The following is a 21617-nucleotide window of genomic DNA, read 5'->3' on the forward strand; positions in this document are numbered from 1 at the left end:
GGGGTTGAACGACGGGCATTAATACCCGTCCGACAATCGCGAAGGGAGGCTTATCCATGGGTCGTAGCTTAAAAAAAGGACCTTTCGCAGATGACCATTTAATGAAAAAGATCGACAAATTGAACGAGGATGACAAAAAAACAGTAGTGAAGACGTGGTCTCGTCGCTCTACCATTTTCCCTAACTTTGTCGGTCATACGATTGCGGTATATGATGGTCGCAAACATGTGCCAGTATACGTAACAGAAGATATGGTTGGACACAAATTAGGTGAATTCGCTCCAACACGTACGTATAGAGGACACGCTGGAGACGACAAGAAAACAAAACGTTAATTGAGAGGAGGTACTCCTAATGCAAGCAAAAGCTGTTGCAAAATCAGTTCGTATTGCTCCTCGTAAAGTCCGCCTAGTGATTGACTTAATCCGAGGCAAAGATGCAGGAGAAGCAATTGCGATTTTAAAACATACACAACGCGGTGCTTCACCAGTTGTGGAGAAATTATTAAACTCTGCGATCGCAAATGCAGAGCACAATTATGAAATGAACCCTGAGAATTTAGTAGTGTCAGAAGCGTTTGTAAATGAAGGTGTTACTTTGAAACGTTTCCGCCCACGTGCACAAGGTCGTGCAACACAAATCAACAAACGAACTAGCCACATTACAGTGGTTTTATCTGAGAAAAAGGAGGGATAATCTGTGGGTCAAAAAGTAAATCCAACTGGTCTTCGTGTCGGAGTTATCCGTGATTGGGAATCTAAGTGGTATGCAGGTAAAGATTACGCAGACCTTTTACATGAAGATATTAAAATTCGTGAATATATCGAAGGACGTTTAAAAGATGGTGCTGTATCTAAAGTTGAAATCGAAAGAGCAGCAAACCGTGTAAATATCTCTATTTCTACAGCTAAGCCAGGTATGGTAATTGGTAAAGGTGGTTCTGAGGTAGAAGCCCTACGTAAATCACTAAACCAACTAACTGGTAAAAGAGTACACATTAACATTGTCGAAGTGAAAAAAGCTGATTTAGATGCTAAATTAGTAGCAGAAAATATCGCTCGTCAATTAGAAAACCGTGTATCATTCCGTCGTGCACAGAAACAAACGATCCAACGCGCTATGCGTGCAGGTGCGAAAGGTATTCGTACACAAGTATCAGGTCGTCTTGGTGGTGCAGATATGGCGAGAGCTGAGAGCTATAGTGAAGGAACAGTTCCACTTCATACTTTGCGTGCAGATATCGATTATGGTACTGCAGAAGCAGACACAACTTACGGTAAACTAGGTGTTAAAGTATGGATTTATCGTGGAGAAGTCCTTCCAACCAAAAACAATAACTAAGGAAGGGGGCAAAGCATTATGTTAATGCCAAAACGTGTAAAACATCGTAAGCAACATCGTGGTAATATGAAAGGTAAAGCGAAAGGCGGTACATCAGTAGCATTCGGTGAATACGGTCTTCAGGCTGTTGAAGCTGCATGGATTACTAGCCGTCAAATCGAAGCAGCTCGTATAGCGATGACTCGTTATATGAAACGTGGTGGTAAAGTATGGATTAAAATTTTCCCAGATAAACCTTATACAGCTAAGCCTCTAGAGGTTCGTATGGGTTCTGGTAAAGGTGCTCCTGAAGGATGGGTAGCAGTAGTAAAACCTGGTAAGATAATGTTTGAGATTGCGGGTGTATCGGAAGAGGTAGCACGTGAAGCACTTCGTCTTGCATCTCACAAATTACCAATCAAAACGAAATTCGTAAAACGAGAAGAAATTGGTGGTGAAATCAATGAAGGCTAATGAAATTAGAGAACTAACCACTGCCGAAATTGAACAAAAGATCAAGTCGTTAAAAGAAGAGCTTTTCAATTTGCGTTTCCAACTTGCAACAGGTCAGTTGGAAAACACAGCACGTCTACGCGAAGTACGTAAATCCATTGCACGTATGAAGACTGTTGTTCGTGAAAGAGAGCTAAGCGTAAATAACTGATAACAAAGGAGGTTAGCCTCAGATGAGTGAGCGTAGTAATCGTAAAGTCTACACTGGACGTGTCGTATCTGACAAAATGGATAAGACAATCACTGTTTTAGTTGAGACATATAAATTTCACACTTTATATGGCAAACGTGTTAAATACTCTAAAAAATTCAAAGCACATGATGAAAACAACCAAGCAAAAATTGGCGATGTTGTACGCATCATGGAAACTAAGCCACAATCTAAGACAAAACGTTTCCGTCTAGTTGAAGTTGTGGAAGAAGCAGTAATTATTTAATTTAAGTTCGCTCGGATAAGTTCCGAAGGGAGGGTACACGAATATGATCCAACAAGAATCTCGTTTAAAAGTAGCAGATAACTCTGGTGCTCGTGAAGTACAAGCGATTAAAGTACTAGGTGGTTCTGGTCGCAAAACAGCGAACATTGGTGATGTAATTGTTTGCTCGGTAAAACAAGCAACACCAGGTGGCGTTGTTAAAAAAGGTGAAGTCGTAAAAGCAGTAATCGTACGTTCTAAGAGCGGAGTAAGACGTAAAGACGGTTCTTATATTCGATTTGATGAGAATGCAGCTGTCATCGTTCGTGATGACCAAAGTCCAAGAGGTACTCGTATTTTTGGACCAGTTGCACGTGAATTGCGTGATGCGAAATTCATGAAAATCGTATCTCTAGCTCCAGAAGTATTATAAGCACGTTACGGAAAAACCGTGTAAGGAGGTGCGGATAGCATGCATGTCAAAAAAGGTGATAAAGTACAAGTAATTACAGGTAAAGATAAAGGAAAGCAGGGTACTGTTTTAGCTGCATTTCCGAAAAAAGATCGTGTGCTTGTAGAAGGTGTTAATGTTGTGAAGAAACACGCTAAGCCTTCTCAGGAAAACCCACAAGGTGGTATCTTGAATCAAGAAGCAGCGATTCATGTATCAAATGTATTGCCAGTAGACCCTAAATCTGGCGAACCAACTCGAGTTGGATATGAAGTACGTGATGGAAAGAAAGTTCGTATCGCTAAAAAATCTGGTGAATCTTTAGATAAATAGTCTTAGCGATGAAAGGAGGTTTACGTGATGAACACTTTAAAAGAAAAGTACAATAATGAAATTGTTTCTTCATTAGTTGAGAAATTTAATTATGAATCCGTAATGGAAGTACCAAAGGTCGAAAAAATAGTTGTGAACATGGGTGTTGGTGATGCCGTGCAAAACTCTAAGGCACTTGATGCTGCAGTAGAAGAATTGGCACAAATCACTGGTCAAAAACCTGTTGTAACAAAAGCGAAAAAATCAATCGCAGGCTTCCGTTTACGTGAAGGAATGCCAATCGGTGCGAAGGTAACATTGCGCGGAGAGCGTATGTATGACTTCCTTCAAAAGCTTATCGATGTATCACTACCACGTGTACGTGACTTCCGTGGTATCTCTAAAAAAGCATTTGATGGCCGTGGTAACTACACTTTAGGTGTAAAAGAACAATTAATTTTCCCAGAAATTAATTATGACCAAGTAAACAAAGTGAGAGGGATGGACGTTGTTATCGTAACAACAGCTGATTCTGACGAAGAAGCTGCGGAACTCTTAACACAACTTGGCATGCCTTTCCAAAAATAAGCGAAAAGCTAAAATAAGGAGGGAAAAGAGTGGCTAAAAAATCAATGATCGCAAAGCAACAACGCAAAGCGAAATTCAAAGTGCAAGAATACACTAGATGTGAACGTTGTGGACGTCCACACTCTGTAATCCGCAAATTCAAGCTTTGCCGTATTTGTTTCCGTGAACTTGCATATAAAGGTCAAATTCCTGGTGTTAAAAAAGCAAGCTGGTAAATCCCCGATTAGGGAAGGAGGTAATGAGAAATGGTTATGACAGATCCAATTGCAGATATGCTTACTCGTATTCGTAACGCTAACATGGTTCGCCATGAAAAATTGGAGTTCCCAGCGTCGAATCTTAAGAAAGAAATTGCAGATATTTTAAAACGTGAAGGTTTTATCCGTGACTATGAGTATGTAGAGGATAACAAACAAGGAATCCTTCGTATCTTTTTGAAGTATGGTACAAACGAAGAGCGTGTAATTTCAGGTTTAAAGAAAATCAGTAAACCAGGTTTACGTGTTTATGCAAAAGCAGATGAACTGCCTAAAGTATTGAATGGTTTAGGTATTGCGATCGTTTCTACTTCAAAAGGGGTATTATCTGATAAAGAAGCACGTGCACAAGCAATCGGTGGCGAAGTGCTAGCATATATTTGGTAAGATATTCTTAGAGGACAGGAGGTGTAGTAGCATGTCTCGTATAGGTTTAAAACTTTTAGAGATTCCAGAAGGTGTGGAAATCAAAGTAAATGGAAATAACATTACTGTTAAAGGACCAAAAGGTGAATTGAGCCGTTCTTTCGACAGTGATATGAAAGTAAATATTGAGGATAATGTATTGACTGTTGAGCGTCCAAGTGACTCTAAACAACATAAAGCATTACATGGTACAACTCGAAGCCTAATCGGTAATATGGTGGAAGGTGTCCATAAAGGTTTCGAAAAAGCTCTTGAGATTCAAGGTGTAGGTTACCGTGCACAAAAACAAGGAAATAAACTTGTTGTTAATGCTGGTTATTCTCACCCAGTAGAATTGGAACCAATTGACGGTATCGACATTGAAGTTCCAGCTAATACAAAAGTAGTTGTAAAAGGTATCGACAAAGAATTAGTTGGTGCAGTTGCAGCAAACATCCGCGCTATTCGCCCACCGGAACCTTATAAAGGTAAAGGTATCCGTTATGAAGGTGAATATGTACGTCGTAAAGAAGGTAAAACTGCTAAGTAAGTTTAGGTAGCAAGCAGAAAGGAGTGACCTAGATGATCACAAAGCCTGATAAAAATAGTGTACGTAAAAAAAGACATCAGCGTATCCGTAAGAACCTATTCGGAACAGAGGAGCGCCCACGTCTAAACGTATTTCGTTCAAATAAACACATCTACGCACAACTAATTGATGATGTTAACAATGTAACATTAGTTAGTGCATCTACGGTAGATAATGAGTTAAACTTAGAAGCAACAGGAAATGCAGAAGCTGCAAAGCAAGTTGGCGAGCTTATCGCAAAACGTGCAATCGATAAAGGATTGACAAATGTTGTTTTTGATCGTGGTGGATATTTATATCATGGTCGAGTTAAATCTCTAGCAGATGCTGCTCGTGAAGCAGGTCTTGAATTTTAATCAAAAAAGGAGGGACATATGTTGCGTACTAACATCGACCCAAACAAATTAGATTTAGAAGAACGCGTTGTAACAATTAACCGTGTAGCAAAAGTTGTAAAAGGTGGACGTCGTTTTCGTTTTGCTGCATTGGTAGTAGTTGGAGATAAAAATGGTCATGTAGGATTCGGTACTGGTAAAGCACAAGAGGTACCAGATGCTATTAAAAAAGCAATTGATGATGCAAAGAAAAACTTAGTCAATGTACCGATCGTTGGTACTACGATTCCACACGAAATTCACGGACAATTCGGAGCTGGTAACATCTTAATGAAACCAGCTGTTGAAGGTACCGGAGTTATCGCAGGTGGACCTGTACGTGCCGTATTAGAACTAGCTGGTGTAGGTGATATTCTTTCTAAATCACTAGGTTCTAACACACCAATTAACATGGTTCGTGCAACAATCAATGGACTTAGCGAATTAAAACGTGCTGAAGAAGTAGCAAAACTTCGTGGCAAGTCTGTAGAAGAATTGTTAGGATAAGGAGGGAAACGAAATGTCTAATCAATTAGAAATTACCCTCAAACGCAGTGTCATCGGTAGATCAGAAGTACAAAAAGCTACTGTTCAAACACTAGGTCTTAGAAAGATTCATCAGTCAGTAGTCCGTGAAGATACTCCTGTCGTGCGAGGCATGATTAACAAAGTATCACATTTAGTTGACGTGAAAGAAGTTTAATAAAAATTGTTGTAAAGAGGAGGTGCTCGCATGAAACTTCATGAATTAAAACCATCACAAGCGAAGAAACAACGCAATCGCGTTGGTCGCGGTATGTCATCAGGTAATGGTAAAACATCTGGACGTGGTCACAAAGGTCAAAAGGCACGTTCTGGCGGAGGTGTACGTCCAGGATTTGAAGGTGGACAAATGCCACTATTCCAACGTTTACCGAAGCGAGGTTTTACAAACATCAACCGTAAAGATTTCGCAATTGTTAACCTTGAAACATTGAATAATTTTGACGAAGGTACCGAAGTGACACCTGAGCTTTTACTTGAGACTGGTACCATTAGTAAGGTCAAATCTGGTGTTAAGATTCTTGGAAACGGCAAGTTAGAAAAGAAATTAACCGTAAAAGCTCATAAGTTTTCTGCTTCAGCTAAAGATGCAATTGAAGCAGCGGGCGGTCAAACTGAGGTGATTTAATGTTTCGTACAATCTCCAATTTTGTGCGTGTGGCTGATATTAGACAAAAGATTATTTTTACACTTCTCATGTTAGTAGTATTTCGTATTGGTACTTTCATTCCAGTTCCATTTACAGATCGAACTGCTATTGACTTTATGAATGAACAAAATGTTTTTGGGTTACTAAATACATTTGGTGGTGGAGCATTACAAAACTTTTCCATCTTCGCAATGGGGATTATGCCTTACATCACGGCATCCATCATTATGCAATTATTGCAAATGGATGTCGTTCAGAAATTCTCTGAATGGAAAAAACAAGGGGAAATGGGACGTAAAAAACTCGCGCAGGTTACTCGTTATGCAACCATTGGGTTAGCATTTATTCAAGCTTGTGCAATGTCAGTAGGCTTTAATGCAATGTCAGGTGGCCTTTTGATTAATGATCCCGGTGTAGGGAAGTTCATAGTTATTGCGCTAGTATTGACAAGTGGTACTGCATTTTTAATGTGGTTAGGGGAACAAATTACTGCAAATGGTGTAGGTAATGGTATCTCTATCCTTATCTTTGCTGGTATCGTAGCTGCCATTCCAAATGGTATTAATCAAATTTACGCACAATACTTTGGATCTGGTGTAGGAGATGAACTTTTCCTAAACATCGTCATTGTGCTGTTGATTGTATTGCTTGTACTTGCTGTAATAGTAGGTGTTATTTTCATACAACAAGCGTTACGTAAAATTCCAGTACAATATGCGAAACGTTTAGTGAATCGTTCACCAGTAGGAGGACACTCTACTCATTTACCGTTGAAAGTAAATGCTGCAGGGGTAATTCCAGTCATTTTTGCAATTTCATTTATCATTGCACCACGTACAATCGCAGGGTTCTTTGAGAATAATGAAGTTGCGCTAACGATCTCCAATATTTTCGATTATTCAAATCCAACCGGTATGATTATTTACGTTGTGCTAATTATCGCATTTACGTATTTCTATACATTTGTTCAAGTTAATCCTGAGCAAATGGCAGATAATTTGAAGAAGCAAGGTGGCTATATCCCTGGTATTAGACCAGGAAAAACAACGGAGACTTATTTAACACGTGTTATGTATCGACTAACATTTGTTGGATCATTATTCTTAGCTGCTGTCGCTGTTTTACCTTTAGTATTAGGTGATGTGGCAGGTCTACCACAATCCGTGCAAATCGGTGGAACAGGACTTTTAATTGTTGTTGGTGTTGCTTTACAAACGATGAAGCAATTAGAAGGGCAGTTAGTAAAACGTAACTATAAAGGTTTTATTAAGTAAAGTTTTTATAGAACGGACTAGACAGAGAGCGAGGGGAAAATCGTTGAATCTAATCCTTATGGGACTACCTGGTGCTGGTAAGGGGACACAAGCAGAAAAAATTGTAGAAAAGTATGACATCCCTCATATTTCAACTGGAGATATGTTTCGGTTGGCTATTAAAGAAGGAACGGAGCTTGGACAAAAAGCAAAGAGCTATATGGATGAAGGTGCTCTTGTTCCAGATGAAGTAACAATTGGTATCGTAAAAGAAAGATTAAGCAAAGATGACTGTCAAAAAGGTTTCTTGTTAGATGGTTTCCCACGTACTTTGGCACAAGCTGAAGCATTGGATGAACTACTTTCTAGCATGAATCGCTCGATTGATTATGTTTTACACGTTGATGTTGAGAAGGATGAATTAATTGAACGCCTTACTGGTCGTCGAATTTGTCCAGAATGTGGTACTGCTTATCATGTAATCTTCAATCCTCCTAAGGTTGAAGGGGTATGTGATAAAGATGGTGCAAAACTTATCCAACGTGAAGATGATCAACCTAGTACAGTTAGAAATCGTTTAGAGGTTAATATTGAACAAACACAACCAATGTTAGACTTTTACTCTAATAAAGGTGACTTAGTGACAATTAACGGATCTCAAGAAATTGATGAAGTGTTCAGCGATATTGATGAGAAATTAAAAACAATTTCCTAATTAAATGTCGCCAAAGTTGGTATAATGTTACTAACAATGAAAATAGGTATAACGTAAAACCTAAATGAAGGTGATGATGGTTGAGCGAGACGGAGAGTTATCCGGAATTAGGTCAGGTTGTTCAAATCCTACAGGGACGCGAAGCAGGTCAGTTTGCAATTGTAATTGGAAAAGTAGACAGTCGTTTTGTGTTGTTGGCAGATGGAGATAAACGCAAATATGATCGACCAAAGAAGAAGAATGTTCATCATGTTGCGTACACAAGCTTTATATCTCCTGAAGTTCAAAGAAGCCTTCTCGAAACAGGGCGCGTAACCAATGGTAAATTGCGTTATGCTATTAATAAATTTGTCGAAGAAATGGAGACAGATTTGAAGAAGGGAGATCAACTCGATGGCGAAAGACGATGCAATTGAAGTCGAAGGTACGGTAATTGATACATTACCGAATGCAATGTTTAAAGTAGAATTAGAGAATGGTCACACCGTGTTAGCACATGTCTCTGGTAAAATCAGAATGCACTTTATTCGAATTTTACCTGGTGACAAAGTAACGGTTGAACTTTCTCCATATGATTTAACAAGAGGTCGTATTACGTACCGTTATAAATAAAATGCTCCGACACAAGAGGAGGTATGGAAGATGAAGGTAAGACCATCTGTAAAGCCAATTTGTGAAAAATGCAAGGTTATTCGTCGTAAAGGTAAAGTAATGGTAATTTGCGAAAACCCTAAGCATAAACAAAAACAAGGATAAGGAGGTGTAATCACTCTATGGCACGTATTGCTGGTGTAGATGTTCCGCGTGATAAGCGCGTAGTGATTGCTTTAACCTATATTTACGGTATTGGAAAAACAACTGCTAAGAAAGTATTGGAAGAAGCTGGTGTTAACGAGGACACTCGTGTTCGTGATTTAACAGAAGAAGAATTAGGTCAAATTCGTCAAACAATTGACAGCTATACTGTAGAAGGTGATCTTCGTCGTGAAGTATCTTTAAACATTAAGCGTCTAATTGAAATTGGTTCCTATCGTGGTGTACGTCATCGCCGTGGTTTACCTGTTCGAGGACAAAAAACGAAAAACAACTCACGTACTCGTAAAGGTCCTAGAAAAACAATGGCTAACAAAAAGAAATAAGATAAAAGGAGGTTTGCTTACTTATGGCTCGTAAAACAAATACACGTAAACGTCGTGTGAAAAAGAATATAGACACGGGTATTGCACATATTCGTTCTACATTCAATAACACAATCGTAACGATTACTGATGTTCAAGGAAATGCGGTTAGCTGGAGCAGCGCAGGAGCGTTAGGTTTCAAAGGTTCTCGTAAATCTACTCCTTTCGCAGCGCAAATGGCTGCTGAAGCTGCAGCAAAAGCGGCTCAGGATCATGGTGTAAAATCTTTAGAGGTTACAGTGAAAGGACCTGGTGCTGGACGTGAAGCAGCAATCCGTTCACTTCAAGCAGCAGGTATTGAAGTAACTGCCATTCGTGATGTAACACCAGTTCCTCACAATGGTTGTCGCCCGCCAAAACGTCGTCGAGTATAATTACAGTATATTATTTGTTAATCTGTCTATAATGGTTTATGATAGCTTAATAAAGTTTTTTTGATGTTTATTAATGACACCATTGCTTTCGACAGACACAAAATCACAATTGCATAGTGCAGAAACGGGAACTGCCTACCTGGGGAATTTCGGTTAGACCCTGAGTCTAACCGGGGTTTCGACGTTTTAGAGGAGGGTTTAATAGATGATCGAAATTGAAAAACCAAAAATAGAAACAGTAGAAATCAGTGATGATGCTACTTATGGCAAATTCGTTGTAGAACCACTAGAGCGTGGATATGGTACTACACTTGGTAACTCCTTGCGTCGTATCCTATTATCTTCACTTCCTGGCGCTGCTGTTACATCTGTTCAAATGGATGGAGCCTTACATGAGTTCTCTACGGTTGAAGGTGTTGTCGAAGATGTGACAACTATTATCTTAAACTTAAAGAAACTAGCTCTTAAAATCTATTCAGATGAAGAGAAAACTCTTGAAGTAGATGTGCAGGGAGAAGGGAAAGTTACGGCTGCGGATATCATTTTTGATAGTGATGTCGAAATTTTAAATCCGGATCTTCATATTGCTACGGTTGGTAGTAATGGCCATTTAAAAATGAAAATTTCAGCTCAAAGCGGTCGAGGATACCGCCCAGCTGACTCTAATAACCATGAGGATCGTCCGATTGGTGTTATTCCAGTGGACTCTATCTTCACTCCAGTTTCAAAAGTAACCTATCAAGTAGAAAATACCCGTGTTGGTGAAGATGCCAATTATGATAAGCTTACTTTTGATGTGTTAACAGATGGAAGTATTCGTCCTGAAGAAGCAGTTTCTTTAGGAGCTAAAATCTTCACGGAACATATGAATATTTTTGTTGGTTTAACAGATGAAGCGAAGAACGCTGAAATTATGATCGAAAAAGAAGAAGACCAAAAAGAAAAAGTTCTTGAAATGACAATCGAAGAGCTTGATTTATCTGTAAGGTCTTATAACTGCTTGAAACGAGCAGGAATTAATACTGTACAGGAATTAGCTCATAAGTCAGAAGAAGATATGATGAAGGTACGAAACTTAGGTCGTAAATCACTAGAAGAAGTGAAGCATAAATTAGAAGATCTAGGTCTCGGACTACGAAACGAAGATTAATCACGACACCTTTTAGAGATTTCGAACGAAGGAGGGATATTCCATGGCTAGAAAATTAGGACGTACAACAGATCAACGTATGGCTTTGCTTCGAGGTTTAGCAACGGATCTTATTATCCATGAACGTTTAGAAACAACAGAAGCAAAGGCTAAAGAACTACGCTCGGTTGTTGACAAAATGATTACACTTGGTAAGCGCGGTGACCTTCACGCACGTCGTCAAGCTGCATCTTTCTTATACAATGCTGAAGCGAACGAAAACGAAGATGCTGTACAAAAGCTTTTCAACGACATTGCAGGTCGCTACGAAGATCGCCAAGGTGGATATACAAGAGTGCTTAAATTAGGACCTCGTCGCGGTGACGGAGCTGAAATGGCAGTAATCGAGTTAGTATAATTCCATAGCAAAGCAAGGCAAGGGCAGGAGCAAATCTCTTTAAGAGGTGCATCCAAGCCCTTTTTTTGTTGTTCTAAAAGAATGGCGCGCACTTTACATATAGTACGAAAGCAGTTGACGGACATTTGCTCCGCTATTTGTGACAACAATACCCTTTTTATTATGGTGGTGGACATCTATTCCACTAGTTATCTTCTCTGCTTTAGGAATAGAAGAAGACTTTGGTTTTTCTATCCCAATTTTGTTACTATTTACTCATTTTAATGGAGTCTGAAACGTTTTTGTTCATTTAGACGTTATAGTCTATAAAAGGGCTAAGGAAGTGAGTTAGATGAGAAAGTATATAATGTTGTTATTATTAGTCGTTATTACCATTGGATGTAGTAATGAGGCTGCTAAGCAATCAGAGGAAGTGGAAGAAGAAAGTAAGAAAGAACAAGTAAATAAAGATGAAGAGAACACAGATCAAAGTGACGAGGTTTCCAGCACTCTTTCAGAAATATCTATTTCTAGTGAACCAGAGGTTATCAAGCAATTATCAGCAGGGCAATTAACGGAAGACCTCAGTTATGAAGAAGAAACAGAGGGTGTGTTATGGGGTATTGATGATTTAGATCAGGGTTCTCTAGAAGAATTAAAGGATGCGATACAATCTGATCTAACAGAGACCGATGATCCAAAAACATTCCTAAAGGCGCTGATTTACTATGCTGGATCTCCATATCATAGCCAATTGTTATCTGAATTAGAAGACTATCACCCTAACTATCAAAAACCATTATTACCACGACCAGAAACGGTGGAAGGCGAGGAAAATGAAGCAAGTGATTACGCTTATATTTTATTGGATGCGAGCTCTAGTATGTTACTGGAAGCTGAAGATGATTCCAAACAACGAATGGCTATTGCCAAAGATGCGGTTGAGAGTTTTGCCAAAACAATTGGTGAGTCTAGTGACGTATCATTAGTAGCTTTTGGACATAAAGGAGATGATAGCGATTCGGGTAAAGAAAAATCCTGTTCTGGAATCGAAGAGGTTTACCCTTTAGGAAGTTTTGAAGGTGAGAAGTTTCATGAGGCTGTTTCATCTGTTGAGGCAAAGGGATGGACACCGTTGGCAGCAGCAATTGAGGAAGTTATGGAATTAAGTGCTGAACAAGGTGGAAATGTTACCGTCTATATTGTTAGTGATGGAGTAGAGACTTGTGATGGAGACCCGGTAAAAGCTGCCGAGAACTTTGTGAAAAATAGCGATGATCAGGGAACGGTGAATATAATCGGTTTCCAAGTCGATCAGGAGGCAGAGGAACAGTTGACCGCGGTAGCGGAAGCAGGCCAGGGAGAATACTACGCCGCCAATAATAGTGAGGAATTACAATCCACGATTGAATACGAATGGCTGCCTTCCATGACAGAATTAGCTTGGGCACCGGTAAACTTAGCACCAGTTGCTTGGGAGATCATGCGAAAACAAGAAGAAGTTAATGAGATAAGCAGTGATTGGTCAGCTGTTATTTCACGAGAGGACCATCGTTTTCGCTCTGTTGTAAGTTTGTTAGAGGAAGAAGAATGGATACCAGAAGAAAAAGTAACCCAATTGGAAGAGATCATGGATGAGCGTAAACAAGCGCTTGAAGATTTAAACGCTACAATACGAGATGAAAAGAAAACACTAGTAGATACCGAAGCAAAAGAAATTAAAGAAGAAGTAGAAGAATGGGTTGAGGAAATGCGCGAATTAAGAGAAGCGTCTTCTTCATAATAGAGGAAAAGGAGCTGGCATATGTCAGCTCCTTTTAACTATTTAGAGACTAATTGAACAGGATCTGAGATACACTGAAGCCGGCATAAACATCCACACTTTCGGAACTCCTTCACTAGAGAATATCTCAAAAAAATGAACCAGAGCAAGTTTTGTAGAACTTGATAAAGCGTGTATTATGATACAATAGACGTTGATAAATATTACCCGGGAAATAATGACTTTAAGGAGAAGTAATGATGACTGCGATAGAATTTCGTGATGTTTATTTTCGATATAATGAAGATGCCCCATGGGTATTAAAAAAGTTCAATTTAAAAATAGAAGAAAATGAGACTGTTGCTATTATCGGTCATAACGGATCAGGTAAATCGACGATCGCAAAATTAGCAAATGGTTTACTAGTACCACAAGCTGGGGATATCCTGATTAATGGCAGAAAGCTGACCGCTTCTAACGTATGGGAGATACGACAGAACATTGGAATGGTGTTTCAAAACCCTGAAAATCAATTTGTTGGAACAACGGTAAGAGACGATGTAGCTTTTGGTTTGGAAAACCGAGGTATACCTCGTAAGGAAATGATCAAGCGAATTCATACTTCTTTAACCCAAGTCGGAATGGAAAACTATCAAGATCATGAACCACACAACCTTTCAGGTGGACAGAAGCAGCGGGTAGCGATTGCGAGTGTCATGGCGACATATCCAGAGATCCTTTTATTAGATGAAGCCACCTCTATGTTAGACCCAAGAGGTAGAAAGGAAATACTGTCGACCATTCATGATCTGAAGGAAGAATTAGAGATTACGATGGTGATGATCACCCATGATTTACATGAGATTATCCTAACTGATCGGGTTATTGTCATGAATCAAGGACAGATTTATAAAGATACTACCGTAGATCATTTATTCAATGATTATCAAGGGCTACAGTCTATCGGCTTGTCATTACCATTAACGGTCGAGTTAGCAATAGAATTAGAGAGGCAATATGATTATCAATTTACAACATATCCATTAGATAATGAGGAGTTTTTGAAAGCATTATGGACATCCAATTTGAAAGAGTGAGTTATACGTATCAAATGAATACACCTTTTTCCTATCAAGCACTAAAAGATATTAACATGGAAATAAAAACAGGGGAATTTGTAGCAGTAGTTGGACATACAGGTTCTGGCAAGTCAACACTTCTCCAACATATCAATGGATTACTTCTTCCTACTGAAGGTCAAGTACAAGTAGGGGATTTCCAACTCTCAAGAGACAATAAAAGGCAAGATTTGAAGAAACTACGGGAAAAAGTAGGGGTAGTTTTTCAATACCCGGAACATCAATTGTTTGAGGAGACAGTGGAACGTGATATAAGTTTTGGCTTAAAAAACTTTCAAATACCAGCGGAAGAAACACAAGCAAGAATTGCAAGTGCGCTAGAAAAAGTCCATTTATCAGATGATGTTTTACAGAAATCTCCATTCGAATTAAGTGGTGGACAAATGCGTAGGGTGGCGATTGCTGGGGTGCTTGCGATGGATCCAGAAGTATTAATATTGGATGAGCCAACGGCAGGTCTTGATCCTAAGGGACAACACGATGTGATGAATATGTTTTATGATTTGCATAAAACGAAGCATATGACTACCATTTTAGTTACACACCAGATGAATCATGCGTTAAAGTATGCAGATTATATCTTTGTACTTGCAGATGGTCGTGTGCATATGGAAGGATCTCCAGAGCACATCTTTTCGCAAGTGGAATCACTAGAAGAGGCGAACCTTGATATACCTGATATCCTTTCATTAATAAATCAAATCAATCAAAAATTCGGTACTGATCTTTGCTATAAACGACAAAAACCAGATGAACTAGCTAAAGAAATAATGGAGCAATTAAGGGAGAACAAGCCATTATGAAGTCATTTATGATCATAGGACAATATGTACCAGGTAATTCCTTGATTCATCGCTTAGATCCTAGGACCAAATTAATCGTTATCTTTACATTTGTCATTATCGTCTTCTTTGCAAACAATAGTTGGAGTTACGGTTGGTTAACTTTATTCGCACTTATATTAGTTCTATTAACGAGATTACGTATCGGTTATATCTTAAAAGGTATTACACCTGTATGGTTTTTAATTTTCTTTACCTTTATCCTTCATCTCATTATTACAAAGGAAGGGTCTGTTTTAATAGAAATAGTCGGCTTTACTATACATGAGGGTGGAGTTCTGCAAGGGTTAACGATTTCGTTGCGTTTTTTCTTATTGGTGTTAGTCACTTCTTTATTAACGTTAACGACATCACCGATGGAAATTACAGATGCAATCGAGGAGCTTCTGGGACCATTAAAGAAGATAAAAGTACCGGTACATGAATTAGCACTTATGATGTCCATCTCACTCCGGTTTATTCCGACATTGCTAGATGAAACAGAGAAAATCTCTAAGGCGCAAGCGTCTCGAGGTGTGGACTTACGGACAGGATCGATAAAAGACCGTATTTATGCGATAGTTCCATTGTTAGTACCATTATTTATTAGTGCCTTTAAACGTGCTGAGGAGTTAGCGATGGCTATGGAAGCAAGAGGTTATCGAGGAAGTGAAGGTCGAACGAAACTAAGGCAATTACAATTTAAGTCGTTAGATTTTATAGCGATGATTATCTACGTTTTGATTATCATTATCTTTTTCAGTCTGCGAAATTAAGGAGAAAAGTAAAATGAGGTTAAAAGCAATTATTCGATATGATGGTACGTCTTTTTCAGGCTATCAGATTCAACCAAAAGGCCGGACGGTACAAGGGGTAATCGAAAAGGTTCTTACAAAAATGCATAAAGGTAATCACGTCCGTGTAACGGCATCAGGCAGAACCGATCAGGGAGTTCATGCTGTGGGGCAGGTGCTTCACTTTGATACGGAATTAGAGATCCCATCTGAAAACTGGTTGCGAGCTTTAAATACCATGCTTCCAGATGATGTCGAGGTGGTATCCATTACAGAAGTTCCGGATGATTTTCATGCTCGGTATGATGTTAGTGAGAAGGAATATCGTTATTATATCTTGAATGCCGAGGAGAAAAATTTGTTTCGCCGCCATTATACCCATTTTGTAGAAGGCGAACTTGATCTTGATGCAATGTATGAAGCAAGTCAACATTTTCTAGGCAGTCATGACTTTTCTTCTTTCTGTGCAGCAAACAGTAATATAAAGGGAGATAAGGTCCGGACGATTACAGACATTACGGTCAATCAAGAAGAAAATGACATCATCGTTCGAGTGAGAGGGACTGGCTTTTTATATAATATGGTCCGGATTATTGTTGGCACCTTAATTGATATCGGACTAGGTAAACGAGAGCCAGAGGAAATCTCAGAAATCATCGCTGCCCAAGATCGTTCTAAGGCTGGCAAAACCGCTCCTCCACAAGGGTTGTATTTATGGGAAGTAAGTTATGATAAAAAAAGCGGATAAAAACAACGAATCCTTGCGTTCTATCTATTGACATTTGGGGTTGTATATTATATTATGGTCTATGGCATTTTATTTTCTAAACCACGAATAGCCCCGGAAAGTTACTCGTGTTAGAATATAAATTCGGAACTAGAAAAGCGTAAGCGCCCGTTCAGAAACGTATGACTTGTACTGAAGCGTAGGAGATAAAGGAATCACAGCGACGAAGGAGCTGATGATGACTTATCATACAGAGCGCAAGTGTTAGGCACTAGTTTTTGGGCGCTCGGAGCTAGACAAATTAAAAAAGACTTTAGAAACATTGATTTAGGAGGTAACCGATCATGCGCACAACTTTCATGGCAAATGAAAATAATATCGAACGCAAATGGTTTGTTGTCGACGCAGAAGGTCAAACGTTAGGTCGTTTAGCAAGTGAAATTGCTACAATCCTTCGCGGTAAGCACAAACCAACATATACACCGCATGTTGACACTGGTGATCATGTGATCATTATCAACGCGGAAAAAATCGAACTTACAGGTAAAAAACTTAGCGATAAGTTATATCACCGTCACTCTAATCACCCAGGTGGTTTAAAAACACGTACTGCTAACGAAATGCGTGAAAAATACCCTGAACAAATGTTAGAACTAACCATTAAAGGGATGCTACCAAAAGGTAAATTAGGCCGTCAAATGGGTAAAAAATTACATGTTTATCGTGGAGCAGAACATAAGCATGAAGCTCAACAACCAGAAGTTTACAAACTTCGCGGATAATTAAAAGGAGGTAACGAATAGTGGCACAAGTACAATATTACGGTACCGGACGCCGTAAAACTTCAACTGCACGTGTACGTTTAGTTCCAGGTACTGGACGTATCGTTGTAAATAATCGTGATGCGGAAGATTACTTCCCATATGAAACACTACGTACAATCATTAAGCAACCATTAGCATCTACTGAAACTGAAGGTAGCTATGATGTATTAGTAAACGTTGATGGTGGAGGATACACTGGTCAAGCTGGTGCAATCCGTCATGGCGTTGCTCGTGCATTATTAGAAGCTGACCCAGAATACCGCACAACACTTAAACGTGCTGGATTCTTAACTCGTGACGCGCGTGCTAAAGAACGTAAAAAATACGGACTTAAAAAAGCTCGTCGTGCACCACAGTTCTCAAAACGTTAAGAAACCTTATATACAAGGGTTTACCCTCTTTGCTCTAATGGAGCAGAGAGGGTTTTTTATGTATTTCTGAAACAACTCGCCTGTTTTCTCCTTCGCTTCATCGGTCACATGGCTGTTCCATCGCTTTCTTCCATTTTTTATGGTAGTAGTTGTATAACTCATTTTGGCGTTTTAAAGAGCTATCCGAAAGATTTGTAAAAGAAAAGTTCCCCCAACCCGTTTATTTTCGTAATAAGTCTCTTCTCTTCTACATAAAATTACATAATTTTAACATTTTCCCTACATTCATTTAACATACAGACCTTAGAGTGGAAGTAGTGTGGTTAAGTGATTTAAAAATCTGCAGCAGAAAAGGAGAAATGAAAATAGGTATGAAATTCATGAAAAAAATATCGATACTACTACTACTTGCAGTGCTAACTATTTCATCTTTTGAGCCTCCTGTTCAGGCGGCTAGTCAATATGCTGAAAAGGAGCATTCAAAACCTGCAAAGCCACAAGGGAATACTGAAGAAATAAATACAGGTGCACCTGAAGTCGAGCAACCTTTACCAGCAGTAGATAATGGCGGAAATGCTAACGATCCTATCTTAAAGAATATAGCTGGAACTAATCCTTTTATCAATATTTTAGACGGTTTTGATCAAGTATGGTCTATGAATCAACCAGATTGGAGAGACGGAACAGCGTTAACTAGTCCAGGTGCAAATGGTGAAGTTGCAAAATATGGTGACGGCCCTACCGTTTATTTTGATGGATATAAAAATGATAAGACAAAGGTAGTAGCAGATAAGAAGACATATGCTAACGAAGAAATTAGAGATCCAGAGACTTGGGAAGCTAATATAAAATATGTAGAAGAGGTTACTAAAAATAGAACGAATGAAGAGGCGTTAGCGGCCTATTATGATGATCAAAGAGATAAGGTATATAGTATGATGGATGCTTATGGGCCTTTAGCTAATGCCTACGTAGAGATCGTTAACCCGATCACAAGTGTTGTCAGATCAGCAGAGGACATGGATAAAGTATTGGAAGAAGCGACTGTTGAAGATCAAGCCCAAGGGATGGGGCAATGGGAGGAATCAGCACTAGAAGATGCGATGGATTTAGTTCATTTAATTAGATTTAGGAATCCTTCTTCGTCGAGTCCTTCTAAATACTTTTTTTCTTCTCCAAGACCATATAGACTGAATTCAAAAGGAGAAGTGAAAGAAGTCGTTGATGAGAACGGTTTACCTGTTTGGGACACAATCGGCAGTGGTGAAAGTACAGTAGAAGAATTACCTTCAGGCGGTAAGAAAGAAACGGGAGAACGACATTACCAGCAATATGAAACGAATGTGGAAGTAATTCCTGCATTAGAATATGTAAAAAGAAAAGCGGAAGACGGGAGAGGTAAAGACGGAGCTTTTCCAAGTGGACATACGAGTGCAGCATATTTATCAACATTCGGGTTTGCCTATGCAACACCAGAAAGATATGCTGAATTTTTAACAAGAGCAGCTCAAATGGGAGAAAATAGAATAGTGACTGGTATGCACTCTCCGCTTGATGTTATAGGAGCAAGAATACAAGCTACAGCAATGACTGCCTATGCATACAATCTTTCAGAAAACCAAGAGGTATTGGATAAGGCTTATCAAAATGCTGGAGAAGTATTCGGTGAATTAGCTGCATCAAAAGAAATGAGCTTGTACGAATTTGCACATACGGTAACAGAGGATTATACGTTTGAAAGTGCGTACGATGAAGAAAAGTGGGAAGATCATGAAGCAAATAAGGCATTCTATCGGGAAAAACTTACATACGGATTACCTCAAACAGGCACAAAAGGTTTAGCCCCTGTAGTACCTAAAGGGGCTGAAGTTTTATTGGAAACTCGTCAGCCTTATTTGACCGATAAACAACGTCGGGAAGTATTGTATACTACAGAAATTGAATCAGGCTACCCTGTAATAGACGAATCAAATGGTTGGGGAAGACTTGATTTGGTAACAGCATCTGATGGATATGGTGCCTTTTTAAGCAATGTAACAGTGAATATGGATGCATCAAAAGGAAGATTTAATGCCCATGATTGGTGGAGAAATGATATATCTGGCAGTGGTATGCTTACCAAGCAAGGGACAGGAACACTTACATTAACAGGAAATAATAGTTATTCAGGAGGCACATTGCTACAAGGAGGAACGTTAGAAGCTACTTCTGAGACTGCTTTTGGTCAAGGCGATCTTTATGTGGAAGATGGTACAGTGTTAGTTAATGTAGATGAAGCTTTGAATGTAAGTGGTAACTTAACAATGGAAGCTGGAAACCTTGATATTGCAATGGATAATGATGAAACTCAACTAAATGTAGATGGACTGTTATACCTTGATGGTGGGGATTTGAATCTGGATTTTTCTCATTATGAAATAGACAAGCAAGCAAATATTACTTTAATGACTGCCGATAAGGTGGAAGGTAAATTCGATAATATAACTGCAGATGATTACGAGGTAACTGTCACTTATAACCATAATAGTGTCGTTGCAGATATCAAAGCAATCGATAGTTCTAATCCAGGTACACCAGATCCTGAAGATCCTGTGGATCCTAAAGATCCAGAAGGTCCAAAAGACCCTGAAGAGCCAGAAGATCCAAAAGATTCTGAGGACTTAAAGGATTCAGAGAAACAAGCCAGTCTTACTTTAACACCTGATGTTGCCGATGGCGAGGCGTCGATCGAAACAGATTCGCTCTATCAGCTAGCTAAACAAGGTGAATTACGGATAGATTTACGAGATCATAATGATTCTGTTAACCTAGCATTCACTTCTGATCAAATAAAATGGTTGAAGGAGCATCGTATAACGATCATCATTCAGTTGAAAAATGTTAGCTTGCAACTAGCTGCCTCCAATTTCACTAATGGATCCGAGGCTGTAACAATCCAGTTAGAGCGTTTAGCTGACATGGATCAAGCATTGAGTGTGGTCTATGATTTTGAAATCAAACAAGGCGAAAAACGATTGGATACCTTCGATGAAAAAGTGACACTGACTTTTTCTGTTGATAGTGACAAAGTAAATGATAAAGATCAGGTGCAACTATTCTATTGGAATCCAGAACTTGAGGAATGGGAAGCAATCGGCGGAGAATGGCAAGATGGAAACGTGTCAGCACAAACCGATCACTTCAGTACCTATACTGTTTTTGAACAGGAAGCAATGGAACAACAGTCTGTTATGGACGACGGACAAAAACTACCGGAAACCGCCACTACGATCTATCAGTACTTATTAGCAGGGTTTTTACTCTTCTTAAGTGGCGTGTTCTTCCTCTTCATGAGAAGAAGAAAAGCTTAATCATTTATGTGGAGAAATATATGAAAAAACCAGAATGTATGAGTGATGGTCAGAAATAAAATAATACTTAGTATGGTATTCAATTAGCTCTATCATTTTGGTTTAAGTAATATCATTTTAAACTATGTTTTACGAAGTCCCCAGCCGCCTATCGTTGGGGACTTTTCATATATAGATTTGTTTAAATTTTGCAAGAAATATATAGGTAATACAGAAAAATCCTAAAGAGAATGCAGCCCTTTTCTCATAGCATGTCTATTGCAATGAGTAGATGCTCTAAATGAAATGGATGGTAAAAATGAGAAAATCATAACTCATTAAACAGTCTTTTAAAAGGGGAAATGTGTATACGAGTCATCAAAGGAT

33 protein-coding genes are annotated in these 21617 nt (G+C 39.0%); all 33 read left to right on the forward strand.

What is annotated here, in order from left to right:
* Positions 1-56: 56 nt before the first annotated feature.
* A complete protein-coding gene (gene rpsS, locus D569_RS0119995) occupies positions 57-335 on the forward strand; it encodes a 30S ribosomal protein S19 (protein ID WP_018934215.1) in 279 nt (92 codons plus the stop codon).
* A 19-nt stretch (positions 336-354) separates the two neighbouring features.
* Positions 355-696, forward strand: coding sequence for a 50S ribosomal protein L22 (gene rplV / locus D569_RS0120000; RefSeq protein WP_018934216.1), 342 nt, complete (start codon positions 355-357; stop codon positions 694-696).
* Between the two features lie 3 nt (positions 697-699).
* Positions 700-1341 (forward strand): 30S ribosomal protein S3, encoded by a 642-nt coding sequence (gene rpsC / locus D569_RS0120005; RefSeq protein ID WP_018934217.1) that lies wholly within the window; start codon positions 700-702, stop codon positions 1339-1341.
* An 18-nt stretch (positions 1342-1359) separates the two neighbouring features.
* Positions 1360-1794, forward strand: a complete 435-nt coding sequence (gene rplP, locus D569_RS0120010; RefSeq protein WP_018934218.1) for a 50S ribosomal protein L16 — start codon at positions 1360-1362, stop codon at positions 1792-1794.
* Entirely contained in the window at positions 1784-1984 is a 201-nt protein-coding gene (gene rpmC, locus D569_RS0120015) for a 50S ribosomal protein L29 (protein ID WP_018934219.1), read from the forward strand. Before rplP ends, rpmC begins: the two co-directional genes overlap by 11 nt.
* A 22-nt stretch (positions 1985-2006) precedes the next feature.
* Entirely contained in the window at positions 2007-2270 is a 264-nt protein-coding gene (gene rpsQ / locus D569_RS0120020; RefSeq protein ID WP_018934220.1) for a 30S ribosomal protein S17, read from the forward strand.
* A 43-nt stretch (positions 2271-2313) separates the two neighbouring features.
* Positions 2314-2682 carry a 50S ribosomal protein L14 gene (rplN, locus tag D569_RS0120025; protein WP_018934221.1) on the forward strand — a complete coding sequence of 123 codons (369 nt, stop codon included), beginning with the start codon at positions 2314-2316 and terminating at the stop codon, positions 2680-2682.
* Positions 2683-2721: 39 nt separating this feature from the next.
* Positions 2722-3033: a 50S ribosomal protein L24 gene (rplX, locus tag D569_RS0120030; RefSeq protein ID WP_018934222.1), complete on the forward strand. Its 312-nt coding sequence runs from the start codon at positions 2722-2724 to the stop codon at positions 3031-3033.
* Between the two features lie 27 nt (positions 3034-3060).
* Positions 3061-3600: a 50S ribosomal protein L5 gene (gene rplE / locus D569_RS0120035; protein WP_018934223.1), complete on the forward strand. Its 540-nt coding sequence runs from the start codon at positions 3061-3063 to the stop codon at positions 3598-3600.
* A 29-nt stretch (positions 3601-3629) separates the two neighbouring features.
* Positions 3630-3815 carry a 30S ribosomal protein S14 gene (gene rpsN, locus D569_RS0120040; protein ID WP_018934224.1) on the forward strand — a complete coding sequence of 62 codons (186 nt, stop codon included), beginning with the start codon at positions 3630-3632 and terminating at the stop codon, positions 3813-3815.
* Between the two features lie 30 nt (positions 3816-3845).
* A complete protein-coding gene (rpsH, locus tag D569_RS0120045; protein WP_018934225.1) occupies positions 3846-4244 on the forward strand; it encodes a 30S ribosomal protein S8 in 399 nt (132 codons plus the stop codon).
* Between the two features lie 31 nt (positions 4245-4275).
* Positions 4276-4812: a 50S ribosomal protein L6 gene (rplF, locus tag D569_RS0120050; protein ID WP_018934226.1), complete on the forward strand. Its 537-nt coding sequence runs from the start codon at positions 4276-4278 to the stop codon at positions 4810-4812.
* Between the two features lie 32 nt (positions 4813-4844).
* Positions 4845-5207: a 50S ribosomal protein L18 gene (gene rplR / locus D569_RS0120055; protein ID WP_018934227.1), complete on the forward strand. Its 363-nt coding sequence runs from the start codon at positions 4845-4847 to the stop codon at positions 5205-5207.
* Positions 5208-5225: 18 nt separating this feature from the next.
* Positions 5226-5732, forward strand: coding sequence for a 30S ribosomal protein S5 (rpsE, locus tag D569_RS0120060; protein WP_018934228.1), 507 nt, complete (start codon positions 5226-5228; stop codon positions 5730-5732).
* 13 nt (positions 5733-5745) lie between these two features.
* Positions 5746-5928: a 50S ribosomal protein L30 gene (rpmD, locus tag D569_RS0120065; protein WP_018934229.1), complete on the forward strand. Its 183-nt coding sequence runs from the start codon at positions 5746-5748 to the stop codon at positions 5926-5928.
* A 30-nt stretch (positions 5929-5958) separates the two neighbouring features.
* Entirely contained in the window at positions 5959-6396 is a 438-nt protein-coding gene (gene rplO, locus D569_RS0120070) for a 50S ribosomal protein L15 (protein ID WP_018934230.1), read from the forward strand.
* Positions 6396-7691, forward strand: a complete 1296-nt coding sequence (gene secY, locus D569_RS0120075) for a preprotein translocase subunit SecY (protein WP_018934231.1) — start codon at positions 6396-6398, stop codon at positions 7689-7691. The genes rplO and secY overlap by 1 nt, the downstream gene beginning before the upstream one ends.
* A 43-nt stretch (positions 7692-7734) precedes the next feature.
* Positions 7735-8385, forward strand: a complete 651-nt coding sequence (locus D569_RS0120080; protein WP_018934232.1) for an adenylate kinase — start codon at positions 7735-7737, stop codon at positions 8383-8385.
* 80 nt (positions 8386-8465) lie between these two features.
* The gene (locus tag D569_RS0120085) at positions 8466-8801 is read left to right on the forward strand and encodes a KOW domain-containing RNA-binding protein (protein ID WP_018934233.1); all 336 of its coding nucleotides are present in this window, start codon (positions 8466-8468) and stop codon (positions 8799-8801) included.
* Complete coding sequence (gene infA / locus D569_RS0120090) at positions 8779-8997, forward strand: translation initiation factor IF-1 (RefSeq protein WP_018934234.1); 219 nt, start codon at positions 8779-8781, stop codon at positions 8995-8997. Before D569_RS0120085 ends, infA begins: the two co-directional genes overlap by 23 nt.
* 30 nt (positions 8998-9027) lie before the next feature.
* Complete coding sequence (rpmJ, locus tag D569_RS0120095; RefSeq protein ID WP_003156543.1) at positions 9028-9141, forward strand: 50S ribosomal protein L36; 114 nt, start codon at positions 9028-9030, stop codon at positions 9139-9141.
* 17 nt (positions 9142-9158) lie between these two features.
* Positions 9159-9524, forward strand: coding sequence for a 30S ribosomal protein S13 (gene rpsM / locus D569_RS0120100; protein ID WP_018934235.1), 366 nt, complete (start codon positions 9159-9161; stop codon positions 9522-9524).
* Between the two features lie 23 nt (positions 9525-9547).
* Positions 9548-9937: a 30S ribosomal protein S11 gene (gene rpsK / locus D569_RS0120105; protein ID WP_018934236.1), complete on the forward strand. Its 390-nt coding sequence runs from the start codon at positions 9548-9550 to the stop codon at positions 9935-9937.
* A 205-nt stretch (positions 9938-10142) separates the two neighbouring features.
* Entirely contained in the window at positions 10143-11087 is a 945-nt protein-coding gene (locus D569_RS0120110) for a DNA-directed RNA polymerase subunit alpha (RefSeq protein WP_018934237.1), read from the forward strand.
* 43 nt (positions 11088-11130) lie between these two features.
* Positions 11131-11484 carry a 50S ribosomal protein L17 gene (gene rplQ / locus D569_RS0120115; protein ID WP_018934238.1) on the forward strand — a complete coding sequence of 118 codons (354 nt, stop codon included), beginning with the start codon at positions 11131-11133 and terminating at the stop codon, positions 11482-11484.
* 331 nt (positions 11485-11815) lie between these two features.
* Complete coding sequence (locus D569_RS0120120) at positions 11816-13246, forward strand: vWA domain-containing protein (RefSeq protein ID WP_018934239.1); 1431 nt, start codon at positions 11816-11818, stop codon at positions 13244-13246.
* 239 nt (positions 13247-13485) lie between these two features.
* Positions 13486-14322: an energy-coupling factor transporter ATPase gene (locus D569_RS0120125; protein ID WP_018934240.1), complete on the forward strand. Its 837-nt coding sequence runs from the start codon at positions 13486-13488 to the stop codon at positions 14320-14322.
* On the forward strand, positions 14298-15167 hold the full coding sequence (locus D569_RS0120130; protein ID WP_018934241.1) for an energy-coupling factor ABC transporter ATP-binding protein: 870 nt from the start codon (positions 14298-14300) through the stop codon (positions 15165-15167). Before D569_RS0120125 ends, D569_RS0120130 begins: the two co-directional genes overlap by 25 nt.
* A complete protein-coding gene (locus D569_RS0120135) occupies positions 15164-15961 on the forward strand; it encodes an energy-coupling factor transporter transmembrane component T family protein (RefSeq protein WP_018934242.1) in 798 nt (265 codons plus the stop codon). Before D569_RS0120130 ends, D569_RS0120135 begins: the two co-directional genes overlap by 4 nt.
* 13 nt (positions 15962-15974) lie before the next feature.
* Entirely contained in the window at positions 15975-16727 is a 753-nt protein-coding gene (gene truA, locus D569_RS0120140) for a tRNA pseudouridine(38-40) synthase TruA (RefSeq protein ID WP_018934243.1), read from the forward strand.
* Positions 16728-17050: 323 nt separating this feature from the next.
* Complete coding sequence (gene rplM / locus D569_RS0120145) at positions 17051-17488, forward strand: 50S ribosomal protein L13 (RefSeq protein WP_018934244.1); 438 nt, start codon at positions 17051-17053, stop codon at positions 17486-17488.
* Between the two features lie 20 nt (positions 17489-17508).
* Positions 17509-17901, forward strand: coding sequence for a 30S ribosomal protein S9 (gene rpsI / locus D569_RS0120150; RefSeq protein ID WP_018934245.1), 393 nt, complete (start codon positions 17509-17511; stop codon positions 17899-17901).
* A 371-nt stretch (positions 17902-18272) separates the two neighbouring features.
* A complete protein-coding gene (locus D569_RS25065) occupies positions 18273-21251 on the forward strand; it encodes a phosphatase PAP2 family protein (protein ID WP_018934246.1) in 2979 nt (992 codons plus the stop codon).
* Positions 21252-21617: the final 366 nt, after the last annotated feature.

Origin of the sequence: Gracilibacillus lacisalsi DSM 19029, assembly GCF_000377765.1 — a bacterium.
In the GTDB taxonomy this organism is placed as follows: domain Bacteria; phylum Bacillota; class Bacilli; order Bacillales; family Amphibacillaceae; genus Gracilibacillus; species Gracilibacillus lacisalsi.